The 19,082-nt window shown below is 70.7% G+C and carries 16 protein-coding genes; all 16 read left to right on the top strand.

Annotated features, from left to right (window positions below):
* The first annotated feature begins 12 nt into the window (after positions 1-12).
* The 16 genes from grpE to JL106_RS19365 all read left to right on the top strand — a co-directional run bounded on the left by grpE (position 13) and on the right by JL106_RS19365 (position 18,999).
* A complete protein-coding gene (gene grpE / locus JL106_RS19440) occupies positions 13-681 on the top strand; it encodes a nucleotide exchange factor GrpE (protein ID WP_328842597.1) in 669 nt (222 codons plus the stop codon).
* 183 nt (positions 682-864) lie between these two features.
* Positions 865-2,106, top strand: coding sequence for a molecular chaperone DnaJ (dnaJ, locus tag JL106_RS19435; protein ID WP_205262431.1), 1,242 nt, complete (start codon positions 865-867; stop codon positions 2,104-2,106).
* Entirely contained in the window at positions 2,106-2,684 is a 579-nt protein-coding gene (locus tag JL106_RS19430; RefSeq protein WP_205262430.1) for a heat shock protein transcriptional repressor HspR, read from the top strand. The genes dnaJ and JL106_RS19430 overlap by 1 nt, the downstream gene beginning before the upstream one ends.
* A 273-nt stretch (positions 2,685-2,957) precedes the next feature.
* Complete coding sequence (locus JL106_RS19425; RefSeq protein WP_205262429.1) at positions 2,958-3,872, top strand: ABC transporter ATP-binding protein; 915 nt, start codon at positions 2,958-2,960, stop codon at positions 3,870-3,872.
* A complete protein-coding gene (locus tag JL106_RS19420) occupies positions 3,865-4,737 on the top strand; it encodes an ABC transporter ATP-binding protein (RefSeq protein WP_205262428.1) in 873 nt (290 codons plus the stop codon). The genes JL106_RS19425 and JL106_RS19420 overlap by 8 nt, the downstream gene beginning before the upstream one ends.
* 74 nt (positions 4,738-4,811) lie before the next feature.
* Positions 4,812-5,849: an ABC transporter permease gene (locus JL106_RS19415; protein ID WP_205262427.1), complete on the top strand. Its 1,038-nt coding sequence runs from the start codon at positions 4,812-4,814 to the stop codon at positions 5,847-5,849.
* Positions 5,849-6,763: an ABC transporter permease gene (locus JL106_RS19410; protein WP_205262426.1), complete on the top strand. Its 915-nt coding sequence runs from the start codon at positions 5,849-5,851 to the stop codon at positions 6,761-6,763. The genes JL106_RS19415 and JL106_RS19410 overlap by 1 nt, the downstream gene beginning before the upstream one ends.
* A gap of 79 nt (positions 6,764-6,842) precedes the next feature.
* Positions 6,843-8,546, top strand: a complete 1,704-nt coding sequence (locus JL106_RS19405) for an ABC transporter substrate-binding protein (protein WP_205262425.1) — start codon at positions 6,843-6,845, stop codon at positions 8,544-8,546.
* Positions 8,547-8,713: 167 nt separating this feature from the next.
* Complete coding sequence (locus tag JL106_RS19400; RefSeq protein ID WP_205262424.1) at positions 8,714-9,355, top strand: UTRA domain-containing protein; 642 nt, start codon at positions 8,714-8,716, stop codon at positions 9,353-9,355.
* Positions 9,355-10,758, top strand: a complete 1,404-nt coding sequence (locus tag JL106_RS19395; RefSeq protein ID WP_205262423.1) for a multidrug effflux MFS transporter — start codon at positions 9,355-9,357, stop codon at positions 10,756-10,758. The genes JL106_RS19400 and JL106_RS19395 overlap by 1 nt, the downstream gene beginning before the upstream one ends.
* Positions 10,759-10,867: 109 nt before the next feature.
* Positions 10,868-12,157, top strand: coding sequence for an NtaA/DmoA family FMN-dependent monooxygenase (locus tag JL106_RS19390; RefSeq protein WP_205262422.1), 1,290 nt, complete (start codon positions 10,868-10,870; stop codon positions 12,155-12,157).
* Positions 12,158-12,220: 63 nt separating this feature from the next.
* A complete protein-coding gene (locus JL106_RS19385) occupies positions 12,221-13,522 on the top strand; it encodes an NtaA/DmoA family FMN-dependent monooxygenase (protein ID WP_205262421.1) in 1,302 nt (433 codons plus the stop codon).
* A gap of 69 nt (positions 13,523-13,591) precedes the next feature.
* Positions 13,592-14,893, top strand: coding sequence for an NtaA/DmoA family FMN-dependent monooxygenase (locus JL106_RS19380; RefSeq protein ID WP_205262420.1), 1,302 nt, complete (start codon positions 13,592-13,594; stop codon positions 14,891-14,893).
* A gap of 35 nt (positions 14,894-14,928) precedes the next feature.
* On the top strand, positions 14,929-16,218 hold the full coding sequence (locus JL106_RS19375; RefSeq protein ID WP_205262419.1) for an NtaA/DmoA family FMN-dependent monooxygenase: 1,290 nt from the start codon (positions 14,929-14,931) through the stop codon (positions 16,216-16,218).
* A 79-nt stretch (positions 16,219-16,297) separates the two neighbouring features.
* Positions 16,298-17,113, top strand: a complete 816-nt coding sequence (locus tag JL106_RS19370) for a GntR family transcriptional regulator (protein WP_205262418.1) — start codon at positions 16,298-16,300, stop codon at positions 17,111-17,113.
* A 467-nt stretch (positions 17,114-17,580) separates the two neighbouring features.
* Positions 17,581-18,999 (top strand): NAD-dependent epimerase/dehydratase family protein, encoded by a 1,419-nt coding sequence (locus JL106_RS19365; protein ID WP_205262417.1) that lies wholly within the window; start codon positions 17,581-17,583, stop codon positions 18,997-18,999.
* The last annotated feature ends 83 nt before the right edge of the window (positions 19,000-19,082 follow it).

Genomic DNA, 19,082 nt, shown 5'->3' with positions numbered 1-19,082 from the left:
GAGGAACCGAGAGTGGTGATCCGCGACAAGCGGCGCATCGATCCCGAGTCCGGCACGCTCCGCGGCTCGGGCGCCGAGCCGGGAGCCGACCAGGCGCACGCCGGTCCCGGTGCGGGCAGCCCCTTCCCGGCCGGCTCGCCCGGCCAGGTTCCCGGCGACCCGAACCAGGCCGCCCAGGCCCTGCACGCGGAACTGGCCGACCCGGTCGCCGCGGTGGAGCTCGAGCAGGCCCGGCAGGAGGCGGCGGAGCGCACGGCCGACCTGCAGCGGGTGACGGCGGAGTACGCCAACTACCGCCGCCGGGTCGACCGTGACCGCGAGCAGGTGGTCACCGCGGCCAAGGGCTCGGTGATCGCCGATCTGTTGCCGGTGCTCGACGATCTCGACCGGGCCGCCGCCCACGGCGACCTGACCGGGTCGTTCAAGGCGGTGGCGGACAAGCTGCAGGGCGTGCTGAGCAAGCTCGGCCTGGAACCCGTCGGGGCGCAGGGCGACGTCTTCGACCCGGCGCAGCACGAGGCGGTGCAGTTCGAGACCTCGGCCGAGGTGACCGAACCGACGGTGAGCGCGGTGTTCCGGCACGGCTACCGGCTCGGTGACCGGCTGGTCCGGCCGGCGGTCGTCGTGGTGACCGGTCCCGAGCACGAGAGTCCGGCAGCGGGGGAGACCCCGGCCGGCTGACCGGACCCCGGGCCGGCACCCCAGGCGGGTGCCGGCCCGGTCCGTCCGGTCCGCCACCGCGGTCCGACCCGATGAGCCAGCCCGATCCGACCTCCACAGCACCATGACCAGCACGAGTACGACCAGCACCAGCACCAGCACCAGCACGGACGAGATCAGCATCAGGACGGAAGGAGGTTCCGGGTGAGCGCGAAGGATTACTACGAGAAGGACTTCTACCGGGAGCTGGGCGTCTCCAAGACGGCTTCGGCCGCCGAGATCAAGAAGGCGTACCGCAAGCTGGCCCGGGACCTGCACCCGGACAAGAACCCCGGCAACAAGACGGCCGAGGAGCGCTTCAAGGCGGTGTCCGAGGCCTACGACGTGCTCTCCGACGACGCCAAGCGCAAGGAGTACGACGAGGCCCGCGACCTGATGGCCTCCGGCGCCTTCCGCGGCTTCCCGGGGGGCGGTGGGTCCGGCGGCGGCTTCCCCGGCGGCGCCGGTGGCTTCGGCGGTGCCGGGGGCGTGAACCTCGACGACCTGCTGCGCGACGCCCGCGCGGGCGCCGGGCAGGGCACCAACGGCACCGGGGCGGGTAGTTTCTCGGACATCTTCTCCGGGCTGTTCAACCGCGGCACGACCGGCGGCGGCCAGGCCCGGGCCAACCGGGCCCGGCAGGGCGCGGATCTGGAGACCGAGGCGCGGATCAGCTTCCTGGACTCGGTGCACGGCGTGACGCTGCCGCTGCGCCTCTCCGAGCGGGGCAGCTGCCCGACCTGCCACGGCACCGGCGCTCGTCCGGGGACCGTCCCGCGGGAGTGCCCGGTGTGCAACGGTTCCGGGCTCACCACGCGCAACCAGGGCTCGTTCGCCTTCTCCGAGCCGTGCACGAACTGCTCGGGCACCGGTTCGGTGATCGACGACCCGTGCCCGACCTGCCACGGCGAGCGGACGGTCATGACCACCCGCACGCTGACCACTCGCATCCCGGCGGGTGTCTCGGACGGGCAGCGCATCCGGCTGTCCGGCAAGGGCGAGCCGGGGCTCAACGGTGGCCCGGCCGGCGACCTGTTCGTCGTCGTGCACGTGACCCCGCACGAGCTGTTCGGCCGTTCCGGCGACAATCTGACCCTGACCGTGCCGGTCAGCTTCCCCGAGCTCGCCCTAGGGACCACGCTGACCGTGCCGACACTGGACAGCCCGGTGTCGCTGCGGGTGCCGGCGGGCACCGCGTCCGGTCGCAAGTTCCGCGTCAAGGGCGCGGGGGTCAAGCGCAAGGACCGCACCGGCGACCTCATCGTCACCGTCGAGGTCGCGGTGCCCCAACGGCTCTCGCCGGCGGCGCGGGAGGCACTGGAGACGTTCGCGGCGGAGTCGACCGAGGACCCGCGTCCCGGCGTCAGTCAGGCGGTGCGGTCCGCCCAGACCCCGGCGGGTGCGTGATGGACGACCGGACGCACCCCCGCCGGCCGGCTCCCGCCGGTGACGGCGGCGGTGACCCGGCCGGCGACCCGCGGCGCGCTCCGGTGACCGGCGAGCGGGCCGAGCTGCGGATCGAGGCCCGCATCGAGGCCGCGGGACAGGCCGGGATCGACGCGGACGCCCCGCTGTTCGTCATCTCGGTGGCGGCCCAGCTGGCCGGCATGCACGCCCAGACCCTGCGGTCCTACGACCGCGAGGGACTGGTCTCGCCGGGCCGGTCCAGCGGTGGTGGGCGACGCTACTCGCAGCGGGACATCGAGCTGCTCCGCGAGGTGCAGCGGCTCAGCCAGGACGATGGTGTGAACCGTGCCGGCATCCGCCGGATCATCGAACTCGAGGCCCAGGTCGACGCCCTCCGGGCCCGACTGGCCGAACTGTCCGTGGAGAACGCCGAACTGCGCGCCGATCTCGTCCAGTCCCGGATGGACGCGGCCAACGCGGCCGCCAACGCGGTGGCCGGGCTGCGCCGCGACGTGGTGCCGTGGCGCACCACCGCGGGCGATGTCGCGCCGTGGCTGCGACCGCCGCGCCGGGGCTGAACCGGCCGGTGTGCGCGCGATCACGCCGCGTCCGACACGTCGTCGTGATCTGACGCGACGGCGTTCAGCGCCGCTCGATCGATCGCCGGCACGCCTGCTGACCTGCGCGAACGGCGGACCGCCCGGTGGTGTGCCGAACATCGGCACCACCGGTGGCGCGCAACCGGCGCAATGGACGCTTCACGCAACCCACGACGCTGCGGAAACACGATCCGACAACGGTAGGGACCACGACGGAGACGCCGTCGCCGCCCGACCGATGCGGAGCCTGGCATGACCCTGGTGGACCGGGCCGACCGAGCCCTGTTGGACCCGACGGACCCCGTCGCACTCACCGACGTCCCGTTGGTGGAGGTCCGTGACCTGTCGGTGACGTACCCGAGCACACCGGACACCCCGGCCATCGCCGGCATCGACCTGCTCATGGCCCCCGGCCGCCGGGTCGCCCTGGTCGGCGAGTCCGGGTCGGGCAAGACCACCCTCGCCATGGCGGTGGCCGGATTCCTGCCCGTCGGCGTCGACGTCCGGGCGGCGACCATGCAGTTCCGCGGCATCGATCTGCTCGCTCGCAAGGTGACCCGGATCCCGCAGCGCACGCCCGGAATCTCGATGCTCTTCCAGGACGCCATGACGTCCCTCGACCCGGTGTTCCCGATCGGCAAGCAGCTGACGTCGTTGCTGCGCACCACCTCGAAGGTGTCCCGCTCCGCGGCCCGCGACCTGGCTCGGGAGTGGTTGGCCCGGGTCGGCCTCACCGACAGCAAGCGGGTGATGAACGCCCGACCGTACGAACTCTCCGGTGGCATGCGGCAGCGGGTGATGATGGCGCTCGCGCTGTGCACCTCGCCGCAGTTGCTGATCGCCGACGAACCGACCAGCGCGCTGGACGCGTCCCTGTCCCGCGGGATGATGGACCTGATCGTCGAGCTCACCGAGTCGGTCGGCACGTCACTGCTGGTCGTCTCCCACGACATCAACCTCTGCCTGGAGTTCTGCGACGACGTCGTGGTCATGTACCGGGGCGAGGTGGTCGAGCACCGACCCGCCGCGACCATTGCCGCCGACGCCCGGCACCCCTACACCCGGGGCCTGCTCGCCTGCATCCCGACGCTGGAGTCGGTCACCACCGACCGGCTGCCCACCCTGGACGACTTCATGCCGGCGACCTTGGTGGGCAGCAGTGTCTGAGCCGCAGTCCACCGCCGGCACCCACGGCCCCAGGCCCGCGTACGTCGAGCTCGTGCTCGATGCCGCCACCAAGCAGTACGGCAGTGCGCGCAGCCGCTTCACCGCGGTCGACGCGGTCACCGCCACCTTCACCAGCGACCAGACCGTGGGCGTGGTGGGCGAATCCGGTTCCGGCAAGTCCACACTGGCCAAGATGCTGGTCGGGTTCGAGACGCCCAACGGCGGCCGCGTCACGTTCAACGGCGAGTCGGTGGCCCAGGTGGTCAAGTCCAGGAGCGGACGGATGGACTTCCGCCGGGCGGTGCAGTTCATCGGTCAGGACACCACGTCGTCGTTCGATCCCCGCCGGCGGCTGGACGACTCGGTGCTGCTGCCGCTGCGGACACTGCTGGGCCTGTCCGACGGCGAGGCCCGCGCCCGGATGGCCGAGACGCTGGACGCCCTGCGGCTCCCCGTCGCTCTGGCCTCCCGGTACCCGTTCGAGGTGTCCGGCGGCCAGCGGCAGCGGTTCGCCATCGCGCGCGGGCTCGTGGTGCGGCCACGGATCCTGGTCTGCGACGAGGTGGTGTCGGCGCTGGACGTCTCGGTGCAGGGCGCCATCCTCAACCTGATCAAGGACTACTGCGAGCAGCACTCGGCCGGCTTGATCTTCGTCTCGCACGGCCTGCCGGCCACCGGCTTCGTGGCCCAGGAACTGCTGGTCATGTACCACGGCCGGATGGTGGAGCGTGGACCGTCCGCCCAGGTGTTCGCCGACCCGCAGCACGCGTACACCCGCAGCCTGCTGAACGCCTACCGCGGCGAACCCACCCTGGAGCCGGTCGGCGACGACGACCTCGACCCCGCCTTGACCGTCGCGTCCTGATGTCCGCGTCCTGATGCCCGCGTCCTGATCTGAGCGCCGAGGACCTCGCCGCGCCGGAGAACCCTGGAGACACCGTGCACTTCCTGCAACGCAACCGGTGGTGGTTGGGCCGGATCCTGGTGCTGCCGCTGCACCTGTTGCTGTTCGTCATCATCGCGTTCCTGATCGTCCGGTTGGTGCCGGGCGATCCGGTCCGTACCCTGATGGGCCAGAACTACACGCCGGAGGGGTACGAGAAGCTCCAGGCGGCACTCGGTCTCGGTGGCTCGACCGGTGAGCAGCTGTGGAACTACCTCACCGGCGTGGTCCGCCTGGACCTGGGCACCTCCCTGATCAGCGGCCGCGAGATCGTCGACGACTTCACCACTCGTCTGCCGGCCACCGTGGAACTCGCCGTCATGGGCCTGATCTGCGCGGTGATCGTCAGTCTGCTGCTGTCATACGTCGCGGTGATGTGGCCGCGGAACCCGGCGGCCCGGCTGATCCGGGCGTACTCGCAGGCCGCGGGAGCCATCCCCGAGTACGTCCTGGCCATCATCGCCATCTTCGTCTTCTACGCCGTGCTGCACTGGGCCCCTGCCCCCACCGGCCGGCTCCCCACGTCGATGGTCACCCCGCCGAAGGTGACCGGTGCGCCGTGGCTGGACACCATCCTGACCGGGAACTTCGAGGCCACGTCGGCCATGACAGCCCGGTTGGTGCTGCCGATCGTCGTGCTGGTGCTGGCCCTGTCGCCGCTGATCATCCGGCTGCTGGTCAGCAGCGTGGACGAACAGATCGACGCCGCACCGACGTTGTTCCGGGTGGCCTGCGGATCGAGCCGGTGGACGGTGCTGAAGAGCGTCTACCGGCGGGCCGCGCCGCCCGCGGTGACGATGACCGGCGCGCTGTTCGGCTACATGCTCGGCGGCGCCGTCATCCTCGAGTCGCTGTTCGGCTTCACCGGGATCGGCTCCTACGCCGTGGATGCGGTGAACTCCAGCGACTTCCCGGCCATGCAGGGATTCCTGCTGGTCATCGCGGCGCTCTCGCTGCTCGTCTTCCTGATCGTCGACCTGGTGAACATGGCGCTGGACCCCCGCCGGCGCCCCGGCATCCGAGCTGAGGCGTGATGACCGTCGAACCGATGGACCCGGTGCTCACCGGCCCTTCCACCACCGTCGCCGGGCCCGCCACCCCGGCCGCCCCGGCCCGGCGCCGCAGCACCCGCTGGCCCGCCAGTCGTTGGGCCAAGTTCATCCCGATGGCCATCCTGATCGTGCTGGCCGTCACCGGGCCGTGGTGGGTGCCGTTCGACCCGGAGAAGGTGATCGGCGGCGCGTCGATCGCACCCGGCGGTGACCACCTCTTCGGCACCGATGCCTCCGGCCTGGACGTCTTCTCCCGGGTCATCGTGGCCACCCGGACCAACCTGCTCATCGCGCTGACCGTGGCGGTGCTGGCCACGCTCATCGGCTGCGTGTTCGGCCTGCTCATCGGCATGAACGAGTCGTCCCGCGGCCCATTGGGCTTCGTGGCGCGGGCCTGCGGTCGCGCGGTGGATCTGACCGAAGCGGTGCCGGCCGTGCTGACCGGCCTGGTCGTGGTGTCCTTCTTCGGCGCCAGCGCGACCACGCTGACCGGCATCATGTCGGTCATCCTCTCGCCCATCCAGATCCGGCTGGTGCGCACCGAGGTGCTGCGGGTGCGCAACGACGCCTACCTGGACGCGGCGCGGATGGCCGGCCTGTCCGAGTTCGGACTCACCGTCCGGCACGTGCTGCCCAACTCGGCCTGGGCTGCCCTGCAGAACATGTCGGTCATCTTCGCGGTCAGCATCATCGTCACCGCAGCCCTCGGCTTCATCGGCGTGGGGCTGCCGCCGCCCGCACCGGAATGGGGCTCGATGTTGAACGCCGGTGCCGGCGACGTCATCTCGGGCCGCTGGTGGGCCGCGGCGTTCCCCGCCCTGTTCCTGTTCTTCGCCGTGGCGGCCGCCGCCCTGGCTTCGCAGGCCATCTTCGGCAAGCGACGCACGGCCCGCTGACCAGCTCCACCTCGGTTTCCCCCTCATCCGGCCGGATGCTGACCTCCGGCCGGTCCACCCTCCTGCCCCTGGAGTCCGCATGAGACTGCTCGGCCCGGTGTCCTCCGGACACCCTCCGCGTTCCCGGCTGCGACGCCGCAGCCGTTCGGCGCTCGCCGCGACCTCGGTCGCCGTGCTGTTCCTCGCCGCCTGCGGCGGCGGGGACAGCGGCGGCTCGGGCGGCGGCGAGACCGGCGGCGGCGGCGACGGCTCGGTCATCGTCGAGGCGGTGGCCACCATGCCTGGCGGCCTCGCGTTCGACTCCAAGCCCGGCGGCTACGAGGCGTTCGAGTACACCCTGCTCACCGGCGCCACGCTCATCCGCAACCCGTACGTCCAGGCGCCCGACGACGAGAACGCCACCACCCAGGACCTGTACGACTTCGAGCCGGTGCTGGCCGAGAGCTACGAGGTCAGCGACGACCAGCTCACCTACACGTTCCACCTCCGCCAGGGCGTGATGAGCGTGCAGGGCAACGAACTCACCGCCGACGACGTGCTCTGGTCCTACGAACGCAAGTGGAACAGCACGTCGATCGCCCCGAGCATCTCGCTGCCGGGCATCACCGATCCGTCGACCCAGCTCAAGAAGGTCGACGACTACACCGTCTCGTGGACCGTGGCCGAGCCCGGGCACGGCTTCCCGATGATGGCGGTGATCTCCAAGATCTCCGGCGAGATCTACGACAGCGACTACCTCAAGGAGCACGCGACGGCCGACGACCCGTACGCGGTCGAGTGGTCGAACACCAACGGCAACTTCGGGTTCGGGCCGTACATCATGGACACCTACGAGGACGGGTCCCAGATCACGTACCACGCCAACCCGGACTACGCCCTGGGCAAGCCGGCCGTCGACCGGATCATCCAGCGGGTGGTGCCGGACGCGGCCAACCGGGCCCAGCTCGTCAAGAGCGGGGACGCCGACGTGGCCGTGCAGCTGCGCCCCTCCGACGTCGCGGACATGACGTCGGACAGCAACCTGAAGACCTACTCGGTCGACACCAACAACTTCCTCTGGCAGTTCATCTCGAACAAGAACGCCCCGTTCGACGATCCGCTGGTCCGCCAGGCGCTGTTCTACGCGGTGCCGTACCAGCAGATCATCGACCAGGTCTACAAGGGCCGGGCCAACCCGGTCGTCGGCCTGCTCGACCCGAACGCCCCCGGCTACGACGCGACCGGGTTGCTCGAGCAGACCTATGACCCGGCCAAGGCCAAGGAGCTGCTGGCCGAGGCGGGCGTGTCCACCCCGGTGGAGTTCACCCTGTCGATGAGCAACGCGGTGCCCGATCTGCAGGAGGCGGCGATCCAGATGCAGTCCGCCGCCGAGGAGGCCGGCTTCAAGATCAACCTGGAGGTGCTGCCGCCGCCGGCCATGCAGGCCAAGCAGAGCGCCGGCGAGTACCAGTCGTACTTGATGCGGGACATGTCGGTGTCCTACGAGTCGCCGCCGTACTCCCTGCTGCTCGCCTTCCCGGAGAACAACCCGGGCCGCAACACCACCGCGTTCAACGATCCGGACTTCTACGCCGCGGTGAAGGCCGGTGTGGCGGCTGGCGACTCGCTGAGCCCCGAGGCCGGCAAGTTCTGGAACCAGGCGCAGCTGGTGTGGCAGGAGAACCGGCCGCAGATCCAGATCGCCAAGGCCCAGCCGCTCATGGTCACCCGGTCGAACATCGACGGGTTCGCCCATCGGACCGACAACGTCATCGACTTCAGCATCCTGACCAAGACCGGGTGATCGCCTGTCCATGAACCCGTGATCGCCGAGTCGGCCGGTCGTTCCCGCACCCGCGGGGACGACCGGCCTTCGGCACGTCCGGCCGGCGCTGCCGTGGTGCAGGTCGCCGGCCCCGGGTGCTCGGTGCGAGCGCCCGACCGCCTGCCGTGAGATCTGGAGTGAACGCCGTGCCCCGCCTGCTGTCCCGCCCCCTCATCGCACCCCGCCCGGTGCCCGTCCTGATGGACACCGGTGCGATCGTGCCCACCCTCGACGAGTCGACTGACTCGCCCGGTGGGACGGCCGGGCGCCGGTTCACCGTCACCGACCTGAAGCACCGGGTCGTCCCGTCGACGCCCCTGCTGCAGTCGCGGCTGGGGCCGCTGCCCACCCTGTTGATGACCGAGCAGGTGGCCGTGTTGGACGGGACGCCGCTGTACCTGCGGGTCAGCTACCTGCGCACCGACGTCACCGACCCGCGCACGCTGTCGCGGCGCATCCATGAGCTCAACGAGCTGGACCCGACACCGGCTGTCCCGGAGGCGATCCAGGTACTGTTCGAACGTCCGTTCGGGGACAGCTGGACGACGTACGAGTCGGTGCCGTGCGAGCGCCGGACGGCCGAACTGCTCGAGGTGGACGAGGGCTCGCCGATCCTGCTGCGGGAGATGCAGGTGCGGGACACGTCCGGGGTCGTGCTCGATCTGAGCTTCACCCACTACCGCGGCGACCGGATCGTCATGGAGCATCTCGCCGCGGTCGACCAGACCGACGACTACGCCGTGGTCCGCCGCGACCTGCCCGCCTGCGACCGACCGGTGGTGCGCTGATGGCCGTCCGGAACGCCGAGAGTGAGCTGCACAGCGATGGGCTCGGAGCCGGCCGCCCCCGGCTGACCAAGGGCATCACCGCCGTCGCCATCACCCTGTCCTGGCTGGGACCGTTCTCGCTGGACGCCTACAGTCCCAGCTTCCCGGCCCTGGCCGACGAGTTCGACGTCACCGACACGGCCGTGCAGCTGACGCTCAGCGCCGTCATCTTCGGTATGTGCCTGGGGCAGATCATCGCCGGCCGGCTGAGCGACCGGTTCGGCCGGAAGGGCCCCGTGGTCATCTCGATGATCGGGTACGTGATCGCGTCGGTGGCGTGCGCGCTGGCCCCGACCATCACCTTCCTGATCATCGCGCGGTTCCTGCAGGGCCTGACTGCGGCTGGCGGGGTGGCCACCGCCCGGGCCGTCGGCCGTGACCTGCTGGCCGGGCCGCAGCTGGCCCGGTTCTTCTCGCACCTCGGCGCGGCGACGGCGATCGCTCCGATCGTGGGCCCGATGGTGGGGGCGTGGCTGCTCGAGATCGGCTCCTGGCGAATGATCTTCGGGATGATCACCGGGCTCGGTGTGCTGGGTGCGCTGATGGTCGTCGTGCTGCTGCCCGAGACCCACACCCGCGAACACCGGTCGGTGCAGGCCCGGGGCACCCGGCTGAGCCGGCCGTCCCGACGTCGGGTGCTCATCGCCTGCGGCGCCATGGCGTTCGTCAGCGGCGCCCTGATGGCCTACCTGGCCGCCTCGCCGTTCGTCCTGCAGGACGGGTACGGCCTGTCGGCCACCCAGTACAGCTGGGTGTTCGCCGCCAACGCCGTCGGCCTGGTCACCGCGACCACGATGAACGCGCGGCTGCTGCGCCGGTACTCGAGCGAGAGCATCCTCAACGTCGCCCTGCCCGCGGTGACGGCCGTCGGCTGGGTGCTGGTGCTGGTGGCCCTGCTGGGCGGCGGACTGTGGATCACCCTGACGCTGCTGTTCCTGCTGGTGCTGGCCCAGGGCTTCCTCGGCGCGAACCTGATCGCCATGGCGATGATGGTCGAGCGGTCGCACGCCGGCCGGGTGTCGGGCCTGGTCGGCATGGCCCAGTTCATCATCGGCGGGCTGACCGTCCCGCTCTCCGGGCTGGACCTACCCGGGCCGGTCGAGGCGATGCACGCCTGCATCGCGGTGTTCTCGACCGTGGCGGCCCTCATCTACTTCTTCGGCCGGCGCACGCTGGCCGCCATGCCGCCGCCGCTGGAGGTCGAGGAAGCCGCGGCATCGGTCCCGCTGGTGCAGGGCGCCGAGGACCAGGTCGCCGCCGCCGCCGAAGCGGCGGTCGAGGCGCTGCCCCAGGATCCCGGTGCGTCACCTGCCGGTCACGAGACGTTGACGCGGACGGACCGTTCCGACCGACCGGCGCAATAGCCGGACAACATGGCGCTGCCATGCTCCTCCCACGCCGTGAGGAGCCGGCCCGCGACCGGACCGGGTGGCCTGACGGCCAGGCATGACGATCAGCGAGAGAGAGCGCCACATGCTGCATTTCGGATGGTTCCTGAGTTACACCGTCCAGTCGTGGGGCCGGACCTGGTCCGGGCGCGGCGGCGAGGAGTGGACGCAGCCCGAGCAGTACATCGAGGCCGCGCGGGCGCTCGAGCGGGCCGGGTTCGACTACATGATGTTCGAGGACGGGTCCTTCATCCCGGACGTCTACGGCTCCTCGCAGGACTGGGCGCTGCGGAACGCCGCGGCCGCACCCAAGCTCGATCCGCTGCCGCTGCTGGCCACGATCGCCCGGGAGACCGACAACATCGGTCTCATCGGCACGGTCACCACATCCTGGTACCCGCCGTTCTTCGCCGCCCGGCTGCTGACCACGCTCGACCACCTGACCAAGGGTCGGGTCGGGATGAACCTGGTCACCGCGCACAACATCCGCTCGGCCGAGAACTACGGTCTGCAGGACGACTGGGACCACGACAAGCGCTACGCCCGGGCCGATGAGTGGATGCAGGTGGTGTCGCAGCTCTGGGACGCCTGGGAGCCGGGCGCCATCGTCAACGATCCGGTCACCCGGACCTACGTCGACCCGAGCAAGGTTCACCCGATCAACTTCGAGGGCAAGTACTACCGCTCCCGCGGGCCGCTCAACTGCCAGCCGGGCCCGCAGCGCCGGCCGGTCATCTGCCAGGCCGGTGGCTCGCCGACCGGACGCGAGTTCGGCGCCCGGCACGCGGACACCATCATCGCCCAGGCCCGCGGCGTGGAGCGGATGAAGGAGTACCGGGACGACATCTCGCGGCGACTGATCGCCAACGGCCGCAAGCCCCAGGACGTCAAGGTGCTGTTCATCTGCGATGTGCATGTCTTCGCCACCATGGCGGAGGCCGACGCCTTCCGCGCCGTGCGGGAGAACGACGCGGCGCTCAACCTGGAGCTGAACCTGGCCTCGTTGTCGTTCGCCAGCGGCATCGACGGATCCACGCTGGATCTGGATGCGCCGTTCCCCGAGCTGACCACCAACAACGCCCAGTCGGTCCTGCAGCACTACCTCATCGGCAGCGAGGGCAAGACCGTGCGCGAGGTCATGTCCAAGCCGATCAGTCAGTCGATCTCGTTCACCGGGACCCCGGAGTCCATCGCGGACGAGATGGCCGACATCGCCGCGCAGACCGGCGCCGACGGGTTCCTCATCGGTGGCGGCATCGAGCGCCGTCAGGTCGCCGAGGTCAGTGACGGTCTGGGCGCCGAGCTGCGTCGGCGCGGCCTGGCCCGCGACAGCTACGACTGGCCGACGTTCCGGGAGAACCTCTTCGCCTTCTGAGCGGTCGCGTCCGAGCATCGGTCCGTCCGCTCCATCGTCCGTCGAGATCCGCAGGGAGTCCGGATGTTCCACATGGGTTGGTTCCTGACCACCGGGTTCGGCGTGTACGGCTGGGGTGGTCAGTGGTCGGGCAACGTCTCGCGGGACGTGGCCCGGCCGGAGTTGTTCATGGGGATGGCGCAGGCCCTGGAGCACGCCGGGTTCGACTACATGATGCTGGAGGACTCCTCGGTCCTGCCGGACATCTACGAGGGCTCGCCGCGGATGGCGCTCAAGACGGCCACCGTCCGCCACGACCCGATGCCCCTGGTGCCGCTCATCGCCCGGGCCACCAAGCACATCGGGGTCATCGCCACCGCGGCCACCACGTTCTACCCGCCGTTCCTGGCCGCGCGGTTGTTCACCACGCTGGACCATCTCACCGGTGGCCGGGTCGGCATCAACCTGGTCACCGCCAGCCCGCACGCCGCGGCACAGAACTACGGTCTCGATCAGCATGTCGAGCACGACCTGCGCTACGAGATGGCTGACGAGTGGATGCAGGCGGTCTCCGCGCTGTGGGAGACCTGGGAGGAGGGCGCGCTGCAGCTGGACGAGCAGACCGGCGTGTTCGCCGACCACAGCAAGATCCACCGGGCCGACTTCCAGGGCCGCTTCTACAAGACCCGTGGGCCGTTGAACACGGTGCCAGGGCCGCAGCGCCGGCCGGTCATCTGCCAGGCCGGCGGGTCGCCGGCCGGTCGTGAGCTGGCCGCGGCGCACGCCGACACCATCGTGGCCGCGGTGGTCGGCGTGGAGGCGATGAAGGAGTACCGGGACGACATCAGCCGGCGGCTGATCGCACATGGCCGCAAGCCGCAGGACGCCAAGGTCATGTTCCTGGTCAACCCGGTGCTGGGCGACACTGACGCCGAGGCACAGGCCAAGTACGACCGGATGGTCGAGGCGCGGGCCGCCAACGTCGAGGGCTTCATGGCCGGCCTGTCGTACACCAGCGGCATCGACCTCTCGCAGTACGACCCCGACGAGCCGTTCCCCGATCTGACCGGCCGGGTGAACGGTCACCAGTCGACCATGCAGGACTACCAGGACGCCGCCGCCGGGGGGAAGACGTGGCGGCAGGTCGCCCGGGAGCGGGCGGTGGTCGAGTCGGTGCCGCTGGTCGGCTCGCCGGCCACCGTGGCCGCCCAGATGGACGAGGCGATGCAGCACGCCGGCGGAGACGGCTTCCTCATCGCCAACCCGGTGACGCGCAAGAGCATCGCCGAGATCGCCGACGGGCTGGCGCCGCAGCTGCGGCGGCGCGGTCTGATCCGGTCCGGGTACTCCTACGACCGCTTCCGCGACAACCTGCTCGAGTTCTGACCACGACCGGGTGGCTGCGGCCGCCCACTCCGCCGGCGTCGCCGCCGGACGACCGAGAGGACAGCGTCGATGTTCCACATGGGGTGGTTCCTGGGCTACGGCTTCGGGGTGTACGGCTGGGGCGGTCAGTGGTCGGGCAACGCCTCGCGCGACGTGGCCAACCCGGAGTTGTTCATCGGGATGGGGCAGGCGCTGGAGAACGCCGGGTTCGACTACATGATGCTGGAGGACTCCTCGGTCCTGCCCGACATCTACCAGGGATCGTTCCGGCACTCCGCCCGCACCGGGGTGATCCGGATGGACCCCATCCCGATGATCCCGCTCATCGCCCGGGCCACCCGGCACATCGGCGTGATCGGCACCATCGCCACCCCGTTCTACCCGCCGTTCCTGGCCGCCCGGTTGTTCACCACGCTGGACCACCTCACCGGCGGCCGAGTCGGCATCAACCTGGTCACCGCCAGCCCGCACGCCGCGGCCCAGAACTACGGCCACGAGGAGCATTTCGAGCACGACGAGCGGTACGCCATGGCGGACGAGTGGATGCAGGCGGTCTCCGCGCTGTGGGAGACCTGGGAGGAGGACGCGCTGCAGCTCGACGAGCAGGCCGGGGTCTTCGCCGACCACACCAAGATCCACCGGGCGGACTTCCACGGGAAGTACTACAAGACCCGGGGACCACTGAACACGGTGCCCGGGCCGCAGCGCCGGCCGGTGGTCTGTCAGGCCGGCGGGTCGCCGGCCGGCCGTGAGCTGGCCGCGGCGCACGCCGACACCATCGTGGCCGCGGTCGTCGGCGTGGAGGCGATGAAAGAGTTCCGGGACGACATGAGCCGCCGGCTGATCGCGCACGGTCGGAAACCGCAGGACGCGAAGGTCCTGTTCCTGGTCAATCCGGTGCTGGCCGACACCGAGGAGGATGCGCGCGCCAAGCAGGAGCGCGCCATGACCGCGCGGCAGAACAATCTGGAGGGTGCGTTGGCCGGTCTGTCGTACCTGTCCGGCAAGGACTTCTCGCAGTTCGATCCGGACGCGCCCTTCCCGGATCTCACCGGCAAGGTCAACGGCCACCAGTCGAGCATGAAGGACTATCAGAACGCTGCGGCGGGTGGGAAGACACTGCGCGAGGTCGCGCTCGGCCGGCAGGTGGTGGAGTCGATCCCGCTGGTCGGCACGCCGGCTTCGGTGGCCGCGCAGATGGGCGAGGCGATGGAGCACGCGGGTGGTGACGGCTTCCTCATCGGCACCCCGCCGACCCGCAAGAGCATCGCCGAGATCGCCGACGGTCTGGCCCCGGAGCTGCGCCGCCGCGGTCTGATCCGGTCCGGCTACTCCTACGACCGGTTCCGCGACAACCTGCTCGAGTTCTGACCGTCCGGACCACACGACAAGAGCAGAGGCGACACATGTTCCACATGGGATGGTTCCTGACGACCGGCTTCGGCGTGTACGGCTGGAACGGGCAGTGGTCCGGCAACGTGCGCTCCGACGTCGCCCAGCCCGAGCTCTACATCGGCATGGCCCAGGCGCTCGAACACGCCGGGTTCGACTACCTGATGTTCGAGGACTCCTCGGTGCTGCCCGACATCTACCAGGGCACCTTCGAGAGTTCGGTCAAGGCAGGTGTCGTCATCCGGCACGACCCGCTGCCGCTGCTGCCCATCCTGGCTCGCGAGACGCGGCACATCGGGCTGATCGGCACCGTGGCCACCACCTTCTACCCGCCGTTCCTGGCCGCACGGCTGTTCACCACGCTGGACCACCTGACCGGTGGCCGGATCGGTGTCAACCTGGTCACCGCCAGCCCGCACGCGGCCGCCCAGAACTACGGTCACGACCAGCATTTCGAGCACGACCTGCGGTACGAGATGGCCGACGAATGGGTCCGGGCGGTCGAGGCGCTGTGGGAGACGTGGGAGGAGGGGGCCCTGCAGCTGGACGAGCAGAGCGGCGTCTTCGCCGATCACACCAGGATCCACCGGGCCGACTTCGAGGGACGGTTCTACAGGACCCGCGGCCCGCTGAACACGGTGCCCGGCCCGCAACGCCGGCCGGTGCTGTGCCAGGCGGGGGGATCGCCGGCCGGCCGCGAGTTCGGGGCGGCGCACGCCGACACCATCATCGCCCAGGTCTACGGCGTCGAGGCGATGAAGGAGTACCGGGACGACATCTCGGCCCGGTTGCGGGCCAAGGGCCGCAAACCCTCCGACGTCAAGGTGCTGTTCCTGGTCGACCCGGTGATGGCCGACACGGACGCCGAGGCGCACGACAAGCGTGACCGGATCCGGGCGGCGCACGAGCAGAACCTCGAGGGCACCCTGGCCGCGATGTCCTACTTCACCAGCATGGACTTCTCGAAGTTCGACCTCGACGGCCCGATGCCCGACCTGTCCGGGAACAACGGCCACGTCTCGACCATGCAGAGCCTGGCCCAGGGCGGCCGCACGCTGCGCGAGATCGCGTCGAACCACCGGTTCGGATCGGTCGACCTGATCGGTACGCCGGACAGCGTGGCCGTGCAGATGGCCGAGGTGATGGACCACGTCGGTGGTGACGGCTTCCTCATCGCGTCCGCGCCGACCCGCAAGAACATCGCCGAGGTGGCCGACGGCCTGGCGCCGGCGTTGCGGCGCCGACGGCTGATGCGGTCCGGGTACTCCCACGACCGGTTCCGCGACAACCTGTTGGAGTTCTGATCGCCCCGTGACCTCGCCGCTGCCTGTTCCCCGCACGCACGTCCGTCCTGTTCTGCCCCCGGCGATCGGGAGGGGCCGCGTGCCGCACCGCTTCCCGGATCCCGACGGCGAGCTCGCGCGCCGGGCCGAGCATGACCGCAACCGCCGGCTGCACGCCACCGGCCGGCACACGTCCGCCCGCCGGGCCTACGAACAGCTGCGCGCCGGACTGCGCACCGGTGAGCTCAGCGGCGAGGGCACGTTGTCCGAGCTGGAGCTGATGCGTGAGCTCGGGGCCAGCCGCAATTCGGTCCGGCGGGCCCTGCAGATGCTCGCCGACGAGGGCCTGCTGATCCGCCGGACCAAGGTCGGCACCCGGCAGTCCGCGCCCATCTACTCGGCGCCCATCCCGGATGTCCCGGCCGCGTCGTTGCTGCCACCGGACGCCGCTCCCGGGCCGGACGCCGACGCCGGCCTTCGGATCCGCACCCTCGTCGCCGATCGGGCGGACACGACGGACCCGGACTTCCCGGCCGATCTGCAGGGGTGGACCGGCGCGGTGCACCGCCTCGAGCAGTTCGGCCGGGACGCCCGGTCGCCGTTGTTCGTCCGCGTCGCCCACCTGGCCCTGCCCGCCGACCGGCCCGGTCCGCCCGACGAGGCGCTGCACCCGGTCCCGCATCTCGACGCCGCCACCGCGTTCTGCGCCGTTCACGGCGTGCCGCTGGGCGAGCAGCGCAGCCTGCTGTCCGTGGGGCTGGCGTCCGGTGCCGCCGCCGAGCTGCTCGGGGTCCCCGCGGGCACGGTCGTGCTGGCTCGGCAGCTCCGGTTGCGCGACGCGGCCGGGACCGTTCGCGAGGTGACCAGCACGTTGTTCCGGGCGGATCGGGTGTCCCTGTCGTCCTGGGCGCACTGATCGTCCGATCGGACGGGGCGTGTGGCCGTCCGTCGCGCATCGCGTCCACGCCGTTACAGACAGCCGGTCGAGTGAATCCATGACCCGGTCGATGGCGCGTGTTCGGCATGCGAGGCACGGACGCAGCGCAGTGGTTGAGGACGCATGCGTCGATGCGTTGATCGACCGACCGAATTGCTCCACGGACACCCGTGTGCCGCACTGACGCGAGTCGTTGTCACCCGATCGCCCGATCATGGCGATCACCACGAATGCGTCACAGGGCGTTGGAGTGGACACGGGTGAGTGGTCTGCGGACACTGACGGTGCAGGAGCGGCAATGACGCTGCGAACGTTCGGTGACCACCATCGGGCTCGCGCCTCGGAACGCCGATCCGAGGCAGGGACTCGGGTCGCCGGAGCGCTGCGCCGTCGTCTTCGTGCCTGACACCAGGAGTCCAGATGTGTTGTTGTCCGGAAGCGTCGCGGTGAGCGGCCTCCTGAGTCGTCCGCAGCTCATCGAGGCGCTGGTCGACGCGGTCGAGCCGGGCCGGCACACGCTGACCCGGGCGGAACGCACGGCGCTGTCCGACATCACCGCCGAGCTCGTGGACCGTTCGCAGGCCGAGGGCGGCGCCGAGTACCGCACCTTCCAGGCCATCTCGGAGCGTCGGCTGACGCTCGACGTCGCCGCCCTGGGCGAGCAGCTCACCGGCCGGACCGTCGTAGTCACCGGCGGCACCGGCTGCATCGGCTCCGCCCTGCTGGAGCGGCTCCGGGAGTTCCGGCCCGGACGCGTGATCAGCATCAGCCGCGGCCGCAAGCAGCCGGTCCGCGTGGTCCCCGGCGTCGAGTACCGGTACGTCGACGTCCGTGATCTGGACGGGCTCACCGCCCTGCTCATCCAGGTGGGACCCGACGTGGTGTACCACCTGGCCGCCCAGCACGACCCGGGCCTGGCCGAGGTCGATGTGGCCGGCACGCTGTCCACCAACGTCACCGGCACCGCGAACGTCGTCGAGGTGTGTCGCCGGCTGCCCGGGACCGTGCTGGTGCACGCCTCCACCGGCAAGGCGCTGCGCCCGTTCAGCCGGGACGTCTACGCCGGTTCCAAGAAGATGGCCGAGTGGGTGCTGTCCCGCGCCACCGACCGCGACGGGCTCCGCTGCAGCGCCGTCCGCTTCACCCACGTCGTCGACAACTCGATCATCGGCAACCGCCTGTCGCAGTGGACCGCTTCGGGCGAGCCGGTCCGGCTGCACAGTGTGGAGTCGATGTTCTACCTGCAGTGCGCCGGCGAAGCGGCCGAACTGCTGCTGTGCGCCGGGCTCGACGTGCCGGTCGGCGAGTTCCGGATCCACGCCATCCGCGATCTCGGTTGGCCGGTGTCGTTGCTGGACCTGGCGATCGGCTTCGTCGGTCGCGCCCGCGCGGAACACGGGGTGACCTCACCGATCTACGTCTGCGGCTTCGAGGCCGGCTACGAGCGCGCGCCGTACCCCGGGCTGTACGACCCACGGGTGTCCGGCACCTGCAGTCCGCTGTTCAACGCCTGGGAGGGCGCGTCGGTCGGGGAGACCGCCGGGTCGCCCGACGTCGATGCCTTCCGGGTGGCCCCGCCGACCGCCGACGCCCGCACCGACGTGGCCATCGACCGCATCCGCGCCGCGGCCGCCGATCAGGTGGACACCGCCGTGCTCCGGGGACGGGTCGACGCGGTCGGCTGGTCGCTGCTGGCCAGCACCCTGCGGACGATCGACACCGAGGTGCTGGTCCGGCACGTGACACTGCTCCGCTCGCTGCCGGAGGCCCGGTTCTGGTCGGACGATCGTCGGGTGCGGACCGCCGTGCTCGACGAGCTGGATCGGCGCGGCGTCTGCGCCTCGGCGATCCCGGCCGCCTCCTGATCATCCGGTCCTGATCAGGAATCGAGAAGACCGCCCCAGTCCGACGTCCGTACCGTGTCCGGAGATCACCTCACTCGGACCGA

This window comes from Nakamurella leprariae (assembly GCF_016918035.1).
Lineage (GTDB): Bacteria > Actinomycetota > Actinomycetes > Mycobacteriales > Nakamurellaceae > Nakamurella > Nakamurella leprariae.
Note: the sequence above shows the minus strand (reverse complement) of the source record. Positions and strands in the feature narration are given on the sequence as shown.

Coding starts and splice junctions, on each gene's coding strand:
- JL106_RS19430 (WP_205262430.1), top strand. CDS start 2,106: ATGGACGACCGGACGCACCCCCGCCGGCCGGCTCCCGCCGGTGACGGC.
- JL106_RS19425 (WP_205262429.1), top strand. CDS start 2,958: ATGACCCTGGTGGACCGGGCCGACCGAGCCCTGTTGGACCCGACGGAC.
- JL106_RS19410 (WP_205262426.1), top strand. CDS start 5,849: ATGACCGTCGAACCGATGGACCCGGTGCTCACCGGCCCTTCCACCACC.
- JL106_RS19405 (WP_205262425.1), top strand. CDS start 6,843: ATGAGACTGCTCGGCCCGGTGTCCTCCGGACACCCTCCGCGTTCCCGG.
- JL106_RS19395 (WP_205262423.1), top strand. CDS start 9,355: ATGGCCGTCCGGAACGCCGAGAGTGAGCTGCACAGCGATGGGCTCGGA.
- JL106_RS19390 (WP_205262422.1), top strand. CDS start 10,868: ATGCTGCATTTCGGATGGTTCCTGAGTTACACCGTCCAGTCGTGGGGC.
- JL106_RS19385 (WP_205262421.1), top strand. CDS start 12,221: ATGTTCCACATGGGTTGGTTCCTGACCACCGGGTTCGGCGTGTACGGC.
- JL106_RS19380 (WP_205262420.1), top strand. CDS start 13,592: ATGTTCCACATGGGGTGGTTCCTGGGCTACGGCTTCGGGGTGTACGGC.
- JL106_RS19375 (WP_205262419.1), top strand. CDS start 14,929: ATGTTCCACATGGGATGGTTCCTGACGACCGGCTTCGGCGTGTACGGC.